Raw genomic sequence first — 552 nt, forward strand, 5'->3', positions numbered from 1 at the left:
CGTTCCGCACTTATGTGGAAGGATGGTACAACGGCACGCTTCAAGACGTGATTTTCTACCAAGCTCCAAATCCACGTATTAAACAGATGATCAGTGCAATATTGGCTGGTTACGCGTGGGATACCGAGAACCCATACGTCAAGCAAAGTGAACAACGCTTGTCGACGCTGGCTGAGTTAGTGCGTGGCGAAGGTTTTTAAATTACCAAGAAAAAACCATTAAAAACATCTCATTAGCCCCATCTGTGATTCATAGGTGGGGCTTTTTATAATCTTGATTTTAATAAGGTCATTCTTTTTTTTGGTGGGTTATTGAACATTGATATTGCCCTAAAGGTGATTTTAGTCACATAAATGTTTGTTGTAGCTGATATTTCTATAAAACTTGTAGGAAATGGATTACATTTTGGGAGTGTTCCCTCAACTTGGTTATGTCGTGAAAAAGGTATCTAAGCGACTGTATAGATTAGTAAAGTTTAAAAAACGGCAGCCACTCAAAGCTGTATTGTTTTCCTTTACTTCCATGTTGAAGGGCAGGCAACAGCGCCTCATT

Annotated in this window: 1 pseudogene; it reads left to right on the plus strand. The window is 39.7% G+C overall.

Annotated features, from left to right (window positions below):
* A pseudogene (locus R7Z77_RS27725) lies at positions 1 to 200 on the plus strand (FAD-dependent oxidoreductase); the annotation flags it as partial.
* Positions 201 to 552: the final 352 nt, after the last annotated feature.

This window comes from Vibrio sp. 1401 (genome assembly GCF_033340295.1).